We start from the raw sequence: 8035 nt of genomic DNA, 5'->3' as shown, positions 1-8035 counted from the left end.
GCTCCCACGCGACCACGCCCCGGCCCCCCACACCGGCGGCAGCCGTGCCGGCGATCCGGCCCTCCGCATCAGCGGCGGCCGTACCCACGACCTTCGCACCGGCATCGGCCGCGCCCATGACCCGGCCCTCCACACCAGTGGCGGCCGTGCCCACGACCCGGCCTTCTTCACCGGCGGTGGCCGTGCCCAGGTCCCGGCCCTCCGCGCGGGCCACGGGTCCCGGCCAGGAGGGGCAGGCGGCGATGATGCCGGGCAGGTCGGAGGGCTCGTCGAGCGGTGACGGGAGCGCGGCCAGCTCGTCCAGCAGTTCGCCGGCCAGGCCGCGCAACCTCGCCGCGCCGGGCTCGGAGGCCCCGGCGCGCGGCGGGGCGTCGTGCCCGCCGGCCGCGTGCCACCGGGCGGCGATCTCTCTGGCGTCCCTGCCGTCCTCGGCCGCCTGGCGGAGCTCGTGACCGACCAGGTCCTCGGGCTGGACCCAGGTGAGCCGGATCATCGGCGGTCGAGGCCGGCGAAGGCCGCCTCGTGGCCGCGGCGGCGTACCAGATCGTCGGCGTGCACCCGGCGCGCCACCCCGGCGATCGCGAGCCCGGGGGCCACCAGGTCGGTACGGCTGGCCGCCCCCACCTGCTCCACCCACTCCGGCGGTACGGCGGCGAGCCCCCCGAGCGCGCCCGCGATGGCCCCGCCCATGGACGCGATCGAGTCGGCGTCGCGCCCGTAGTTGACCCCGCCCAGCACGGTGTCGCGGTAGTCGCCCTTGGCGATCACCAGGAACCCGAGCGCCAGCGGCAGCTCCTCGATGCTGTGCACCCGGCTCGGCCGCCGCGCCCCAAGCCCCTGGTCGCGGTAGGTGTCGGCGACCGTGTCGTACGGCCGCATGGCGGCGCGCAGGGCCTCGAACGACCCGTCCCAGTGCCCCTGCCCGGCGGCGGCCTCGCAGACGGACTCGATGGCGGCCCTGGTGCCGTCCTTGGCCAGCCGCAGGCAGGCGGCGACGACGGAGTCGACCGTGGCACCCGGCCGCATGGCCTCGGCGACGGCGGCCGCCATGACGCCGGCGGCCTCGCGGCCGTAGCTCGACTGGTGGGCTCCGGCCAGGTCGATGCCCTCGGCGTAGGCGGCGCCGGGGTCTGCGGCGTTCACGATGCCGACCGGGGCGGCGTACATGGCCGCGCCGCAGTTCACGATGTTGCCCACGCCGGCCTCGCGCGGGTCCGCGTGCCCGTAGTGCAGCCTGGCCACGATCCACTTCTCGGCAAGGAAGATCCGCTGCAGCGGCAGCGCCTCGGCCTCCAGCTCGGGGATCCACCGCCGTTCGCTCATCAGCTCGGGCACGAAGTGGTCGGCCATCGAGTACGCGTCCAGATGCCCGCCGGCCTTCTCGTACACGCGGATCAGGGCGTGCGTCATCAACGTGTCGTCGGTGACGTGGCCGTCGCCCTTGTGGTACGGCGCGATCGGGCGGGCGTTGCGCCAGTCCTCGTTGAACGGCGGCACGATGCCTTCGACGCGGCCGTCGTATCGTTCCACGATCTGTTCGGGAGTCCAGCCCTCGGTGGCGCCGCCCAGCGCGTCACCGACCGCCGCCCCCACCACGCAGCCAGTGGCCTTGTCCTCAAGCGGCGTCATGCTGTTCCTTCCGTCAATGTCACGGTCACTGTCATGAGATCTTGGCCCGCCAGGTGTGGCAGGCAACAACCGGCGAGCGTACGGGCCGAGGCGGTCCACCCCTCCGGGATCGCCTCGTACCCGCCGCACGCCCCCGTCAGCGCGCCGGCCAGCGCGGGGGCCGAGTCGGCCAGCGCGGCCAGGCACGCAGCGGCCGGCACCGCCCGGACGAGCTCGCCGCCCGCCGCCTCGGCCAGCGCCAGCGCCACGGGCACCGTCTGCGCGGCGCCCACGCCGTAGCTGTAGACGTGGTCGAGCAGCGCCGCGTCCAGCGCGGGCACCGCGCCGAACGCGTCGCCCGCCTTCCGCGCGACGGCCAGCGCCACGCGGGCGTTGTGGCCGATCGCGGTGTCCTCGGGCAGCTCGGCCAGTGCCGCCTCCACCGCCCCGGCGACCGAGCCCGACGCCACGGCCTCGGCGACGGCGGCGGCCATGGCCAGGGCGCCGAGTACGCCGTCGCCTGCGTTCGTCACCTGGGCGTCCGGCGTGGGGTCCCTGCCGAGTACCCCGTACGCGACGGCCCTGACGGCCGCGGCGTCGTCGAAATGGTGTGGGTTGTCGTGCCCGGAAGCGGGCGGCTCGACGCCCTTGGCCAGGTTGTCCAGCGCGGTCGCCACGGAGATGCGTCCCCTGACGTCCTTGAGCTCCATGAACGCCTCGGCCCTCGGGCGGTCGATCGTGAGCGCCGTCCACGCGAGCCACTCGGCGTCGTCGGACGGGCCGATCCGCAGCGGCGCGACCGGCTGGTTCAGCGCGAACGGCACCGGCAGCGTGGTGACCCGGTGCTCTTCCGCGAACGCGTCCAGCTCGCGATGGAGACGTCTGCTCCAGGGCGCGTGCAGGGCCGCCCGGTGCCTGGCCGCCGGCCAGCCCGCGGCGTCACCGACGGCGAGCCCGGCGAACGCGCCCCTGATTCTGTCCCCCGACATCGTGATCTACAGTCCTTCCGCCAGCTCGTCGGCGACGTCCAGCACGTGTTTTCCTGCGACGACCGGCAGGCACTTGCCCGTCACCGGTCCGATCCTCGCCGACCACCGCTCGGGCACGCCGCGCTCGCCCTGCCGGGCTCCCGCGACGGCTCCGGCGATGGCGCCGATCGTGTCGGCGTCCCTGCCCAGGCTCACCCCGAACGTCACCGCCGCCTCGACGTCCCCGTCACCCATCAGGAACGCGGCCAGCGCGAGCGCCACCGCCTCGGGGGCGACGTCGGTCCAGGGGTAGTGGCGTACGACGACGGCCTCGTGCAGCGCCTCGACCAGGCCCGGCTCGTCGGGACGCGGTGACCCGGCGAGGACCTCGCAGACGCGGACGACGTTCCTCGCCGTCCACGAGTCGGCCGGGATCACCGACAGCGCGGCGAGCACGACCTCACGCGGCGGGGCCCCGTCCATGGCGGCGGCCACCGCGCCGGCGACCGCCCGCCCGCCGAGTATCCCCTCGCCGGACCCGCTGACCAGGCCGTCCTGCTCGACGAGCCGGGCCGCCTCGGACGGATCGCCTGGGCAGAAGATCCCGTACGGCGCGGCGCGCATGGCGAGCCCGTCCGACCATCCGTGCGCGTGGGCCAGGCCGGTCAGCGGCGGCTCGAGGCCGCGGCGCAGCGCCTCGACGGTGCCGAGCTCGGAGAAGCCCGCCCCGCGCATGGGGCCGTCGACCAGCGGAATGATCTCCCGGCGGTAGGCGGCGGCCACGTCGGACGAGGTCAGCGCATGCCCGTGGCGCACCAGCAGGGAGGCGGCGAAGATGGCGTACTCGGTGTCGTCCGTGCCACCGCCCTCGATCTCGGTGAGGCGTCCCCACCGCCGCCGGATCTCCGCCGGCGACAGGTTCTCGGCCGGGGCGCCGAGGGCGTCACCGGCCGCGAGGCCGAGCAGACACCCCCTGGCCCTGTCATGGCGAGTGTCGCGAAGAGTCACCGCTGGTACCGCTCCAACACCTCGTTGCCCTCCTGGACGAGCCGGTTCGCGACCTCGTCAATCGTGATCTTGTTCGCGAAGTACTCCTGCAGCGCCGGCGTGGCGACCTTGTTCTTCCACTCGTCGAACCCGTTCACCTTGAGGAACGGCGCGACGACCAGGTTCTTGGCGGAGGCGGTCGCCACGTCCCAGCCGTTGTCCTCGGTGGTCATGGCCGGGTCGGCGGCGGCCTTCTGCGAGGTCGGCAGGAGCCAGTCGCCCTTGGCGAGCTTGGCCTGGTTCGTGGCGTTCAGGAAGAACGAGATGAACTGCATGGCCTGGTCCGGGTGCTCGCTGTCCTGCGCGACCGACAGCGTCTGCGAGACCGCGCCCTGCTGGGCGCTGGTCCCCACAGGCGCGGGCAGCGTGACCCACTCGAACCCGTCGGGAGCCTGCTCGGCGACCTGCTGCCGCAGGTAGACGCCGGCCGGCAGCAGCGCGAACTTGCCCTGGTAGAACGCGGGCAACGGGTCCGCGGCGCCCTGGCCGAGCGCGGCGGGGTCGGCCGACTTGTCCTTGTGGAGCTGGTCGTGGATGCGCTGGAGCACCTCTCGCTCCTCCGCGCCGACCTTGACCGTGGTCTTGCCGCCGGAGGTCTGGAAGAACGTGCCGCCGAAGTTGAGCGCCAGGTTGAGCGTCCTGTTGACCGGCTGCTTCAGCGGCCAGGCGACGCCGAACGTGCCACCCTTGGTCATCTTCTTGACGGCCGCGGAGAACTCGTCCCACGTCCACGGCTGGCCGGCCGTCGGGACGCGTACGCCGCTGTCGTCGAGCAGTTTCTTGTTGGCGATGATGACCTGCGACTCCTGCAGGAACGGCACGCCGTACACGCCCTGCTGCCCGTTGCCGCCGTCGAACGTCACGGTGTCCCAGGCGGACTGCGGGATGTCGCTCTTGAGCTCCGCGGGCAGCTTGGCGGACAGGTCGAGCAGGTAGCCGTCGGTGGCGAACCCGGCCAGCGCCGGGGAGTCGTTGTGGATCACGTCAGGGGCGGTGCCGCCGGCGAACTGGGTGACGAGCTGGTCGTTGACGTTGTCCCAGCTGCCCTGGACGTAGGTGACCTTGATGTTCGGATGGGACTTGTTCCATTCGGCCACGATCTGCTTGTTCGCGGCGACGGACTCCTTCTGCCACGCCAGGCTGAGGAAATCGATCTCCACCGGCTCGTTGGAGGAGGACGACGACTCGCCGCCTCCCCCGCCGCACGCGGCGGCGACCGCGACGACCGCCGCCACCGCCAGAGCGGACTTGATGCGCATATGAGCCTCCTAGCCCTTCACGGCGCCGGCCATCAAACCGGACCTGAGACGCCGCTGGATGATTGCGAAGAAGATCAGGCTCGGGATCGTCGCCATGAGCGACGCCGCGGCCAGCGGCCCGAGCCTGGCCACCCCCTCGGGGCCGGTGAACCTCACCAGCGTGAGCGGGAGTGTCATGACGTCGGGGTCCTGCAGGATCACGAGCGCGAACAGGAACTCGTTCCAGGAGGAGATGAACGAGAACAGCAGCGTGGCCACCACGCCGGGCGCGAGCAGCGGCGCGACCACGCTGACGATCGAGCGCAGCCGGGACGCGCCGTCCACGGCCGCCGCCTCCTCCAGCTCCGGGGGCACCGCGCGTACGTAGCCCTGCAGCATCCACAGCGCGAACGGCAGCGTGAACGTCACATGGACGACCACCAGCCCGGGCAGCGTGTTCACCAGCTCCAGGTCCCGCAGGATCATGAAGAGCGGAATGATGATCAAGATGAACGGGAACACCTGGCTGACCAGCACCCACCCGATCGCGATCCGGTTGACCAGGCCGCGGTGGCGCGCGATCGCGTACGACGCGGGCAGCGAGATCACCACCGTGATCACGCTGCTGAACAGCGCCACGACGAGGCTGCGCAGGGCGGACCCGACCAGGTCCTGCTCACCGAACGCGGCGCCGAAGTTGGCCAGCGTGGGCTCGCGCGGGATCCATGTGGGGTCCGCCACGGCCAGCTCCTGAGGCGTCTTCAGCGCCGAGGACAGCAGCCACAGCAGCGGGAACGCCAGGAAGGCCATGAACCCGGCCAGCGCGAGGTACTGCAGGACGCGGACGGTGATCCTGCTCTGATCCGCGCGCCTCACTGTGCCTCTCACCGGGCCTCCTTCATCTGCCGCCACAGGTACACACCGAGCACCGCGAGCACGACGATCGCCATGGCGACGCCCAGCATCGAGGCGTAGCCGGCGAACCGGTACCTGAACGCCTCCTCGTAGGCGAACAACATCGGCAGCCGCGTCTGCCCGCCGGGACCGCCCTGGGTGAGCACGTAGACCAGGCCGAACTGGTTGATGTTCCACACGAAGTCGAGCGAGGTGATCGCCACGATCACGGGACGCAACTGCGGCAGGGTGATGCTCCAGAACCGCCGCCAGGGCCCCGCGCCGTCCATCTCGCCGGCCTCGTAGAGCTCCTTGGGAACGTTCTGCAGGCCCGCCAGCAGCACGACCGTGGTCTGCGGCATGCCGGTCCACACGCCGACCACGATGATCGCGGGCAGCGCGAAGGAGAAGTCGGCCAGCCAGTTGATGTCCGTGTTCAGCAGGTCGTTGAGCAGCCCCGCGTCAGGGTGGTAGACGAGCCGCCACATCAGGCCGACGACCACCGGCGGCATCGCCCACGGCACCACCGCCAGCACCCGGGCCACACCACTGAACCGCAGCCGCTCGTTCAGCAGCAGCGCCAGGCCGAGCGCGGCCACGAACTGCAGCACCGTCACGGAGACCGCCCAGATCATCCCGATCCGGAACGAAGCCCAGAAGTCGGACTCCGTGAGCAGCCGGCTGAGGTTCTCCAGACCGACGAAGCTCGTCTCGTGGTTGCGCGTGTTGCGGGCATCGGTGAAGGCCAGGCCGATGCCGTACAGCAGCGGGCCCACGCTGAACAGCAGCACCGGCACCAGGGCCGGCAGCATCAGCAGCCACGTCTCGCGCGTGTTGCGCGAGATCCCGCGTCGCCTGTGGCCCGGCCGTCGCGGCGGCGCCGGCCTCGTCACGGTCGCCGTCACGCCCGGCCCTCCTTCCCTTCAGTACGGGCCTCCGCGCCCTCGCGACCCTGCAGGCCCTCGCGAGCCGCCGCGTCGGAACGGGCCTGCGCGTCGGCCTCCGCGTCGGTACGGCCCTCCGCGGCCGATTCGCCCGCCGTGGACGCCCGTACCACCAGGCGGGGCGGCACGGTGACCAGCCGGGGCTCGCGATCATCACCCTGCAGCCGGTCGAGCAGCAGCTCGGCGGCGGCCTTGCCGCGCTCCGCCGATCCCAGCGACACGCTCGACAGCGACGGCCACGAGGCCGCGGCCAGGTCGGTGTCGTCCATGCCGACCACCGCCACGTCGTCGGGCACCCGCCGCCCCGCGGCCCGCAGCACGTCCAGCGCGCCTAGCGCGATCAGGTCGTTGGCGCACATCAGCGCGTCCACGTCCGGAACCCTGGCCAGCAGCTCCGCCACCGCCCGGCCCCCTTCCGCGCGGTAGAAGTCACCGATCTGCACGAGGCTCTCGTCGTAGGGCAGATCGACGTCGCCGAGCGCCTCGCGGTACGCCGCGCCCCGGGCCGCGCCAGGCACGGTGTCCAGGGGGCCGTTGATCATGCCGATCCGCCGCCGGCCGAGCGAGTGGAGGTGATCGACCGCCAGCCTGACGCCGGTGCGCGAGTCGGCGCGTACGTTGTCCACCCGCGTCCCCTCGGGCACGGACCCGATGATCACGACGGGCGCCCTGGCGGCGGCCAGCATCTCCAGATGGGTCTCCGTGACGCGCAGGGGGCTCATGATCAGCCCGTCCACGTAACGCTCGCCCAGGCTGTGCAGCACGTCGATCTCGTCGGCCACGACGGCGTCGGTGGAGTGCAGCACGAGCCGGTATCCGGCGGCCTTCAGCACCGGCTGGATCTGTCGCAGCATGGCCAGGTAGGCGGGGTTGCCCACGTCGGCCATGGCGAAGGCGACCTGATGGGTGCGGCGCGACTTGAGCGACCTGGCCACGGCGTTGCGCACGTAACCGAGCTCGTCGGCGGCGGCCATCACCTTGCGTACGGTCTCCTGCCTGGTCGGCAGGCCGTTCAACACCCGCGAGACCGAGGCGATCGAGACACCGGCACGCTCGGCGATCGTGTTGATCGTGGGTCCGTCGGCCAAGGCTGTCCTTCCATGGGCGTAAACGTTTGAGATCTTCTTTCTGTAAACGTTTACGGTGTGGCCCTCATGAAACCGGCACGTAACTTGCAGGTCAAGTCACGATCGCATAACACCAGGTCAGACCCCCAATACACAAGAACCCTCGCCCGCGCCCCATGCGGTGGGCGAGGGGGCGCCGGACGAGGGGTGACGAGTCACGGGTGCTGGGCGTCGGATGGCCGGTGGTGGGGTGGGGAGCTCAGTCGTGG

7 protein-coding genes and 1 pseudogene are annotated in these 8035 nt (G+C 71.9%); all 8 read right to left on the bottom strand.

Annotation, left to right across the window (positions count from 1 at the left end; translation table 11 throughout):
• Positions 1–493: pseudogene (locus ITP53_RS58780) on the bottom strand (hypothetical protein); the annotation flags it as partial.
• A complete protein-coding gene (locus ITP53_RS51915) occupies positions 490–1629 on the bottom strand; it encodes an ADP-ribosylglycohydrolase family protein (RefSeq protein WP_195902882.1) in 1140 nt (379 codons plus the stop codon). The gene ITP53_RS51915 and the pseudogene ITP53_RS58780, both read right to left, overlap by 4 nt.
• The gene (locus ITP53_RS51910) at positions 1626–2597 is read right to left on the bottom strand and encodes an ADP-ribosylglycohydrolase family protein (RefSeq protein ID WP_195902881.1); all 972 of its coding nucleotides are present in this window, start codon (positions 2595–2597) and stop codon (positions 1626–1628) included. The genes ITP53_RS51915 and ITP53_RS51910 overlap by 4 nt, the downstream gene beginning before the upstream one ends.
• Before the next feature lie 6 nt (positions 2598–2603).
• Positions 2604–3584 carry an ADP-ribosylglycohydrolase family protein gene (locus ITP53_RS51905; protein ID WP_195902880.1) on the bottom strand — a complete coding sequence of 327 codons (981 nt, stop codon included), beginning with the start codon at positions 3582–3584 and terminating at the stop codon, positions 2604–2606.
• Positions 3581–4882 carry an ABC transporter substrate-binding protein gene (locus tag ITP53_RS51900; protein ID WP_195902879.1) on the bottom strand — a complete coding sequence of 434 codons (1302 nt, stop codon included), beginning with the start codon at positions 4880–4882 and terminating at the stop codon, positions 3581–3583. The genes ITP53_RS51905 and ITP53_RS51900 overlap by 4 nt, the downstream gene beginning before the upstream one ends.
• 9 nt (positions 4883–4891) lie before the next feature.
• The gene (locus ITP53_RS51895) at positions 4892–5749 is read right to left on the bottom strand and encodes a carbohydrate ABC transporter permease (RefSeq protein ID WP_328818595.1); all 858 of its coding nucleotides are present in this window, start codon (positions 5747–5749) and stop codon (positions 4892–4894) included.
• The gene (locus ITP53_RS51890) at positions 5746–6660 is read right to left on the bottom strand and encodes a carbohydrate ABC transporter permease (protein ID WP_195902878.1); all 915 of its coding nucleotides are present in this window, start codon (positions 6658–6660) and stop codon (positions 5746–5748) included. Before ITP53_RS51890 ends, ITP53_RS51895 begins: the two co-directional genes overlap by 4 nt.
• A complete protein-coding gene (locus ITP53_RS51885; protein ID WP_195902877.1) occupies positions 6657–7787 on the bottom strand; it encodes a LacI family DNA-binding transcriptional regulator in 1131 nt (376 codons plus the stop codon). The genes ITP53_RS51890 and ITP53_RS51885 overlap by 4 nt, the downstream gene beginning before the upstream one ends.
• Positions 7788–8035: the final 248 nt, after the last annotated feature.

The organism is Nonomuraea cypriaca (assembly GCF_015645445.1).
GTDB classification, from domain to species: Bacteria; Actinomycetota; Actinomycetes; order Streptosporangiales; family Streptosporangiaceae; genus Nonomuraea; species Nonomuraea cypriaca.
This window is presented reverse-complemented; position numbering and strand designations above follow the sequence as displayed.

Coding starts and splice junctions, on each gene's coding strand:
- ITP53_RS51915 (WP_195902882.1), bottom strand. CDS start 1,629: ATGACGCCGCTTGAGGACAAGGCCACTGGCTGCGTGGTGGGGGCGGCG.
- ITP53_RS51910 (WP_195902881.1), bottom strand. CDS start 2,597: ATGTCGGGGGACAGAATCAGGGGCGCGTTCGCCGGGCTCGCCGTCGGT.
- ITP53_RS51900 (WP_195902879.1), bottom strand. CDS start 4,882: ATGCGCATCAAGTCCGCTCTGGCGGTGGCGGCGGTCGTCGCGGTCGCC.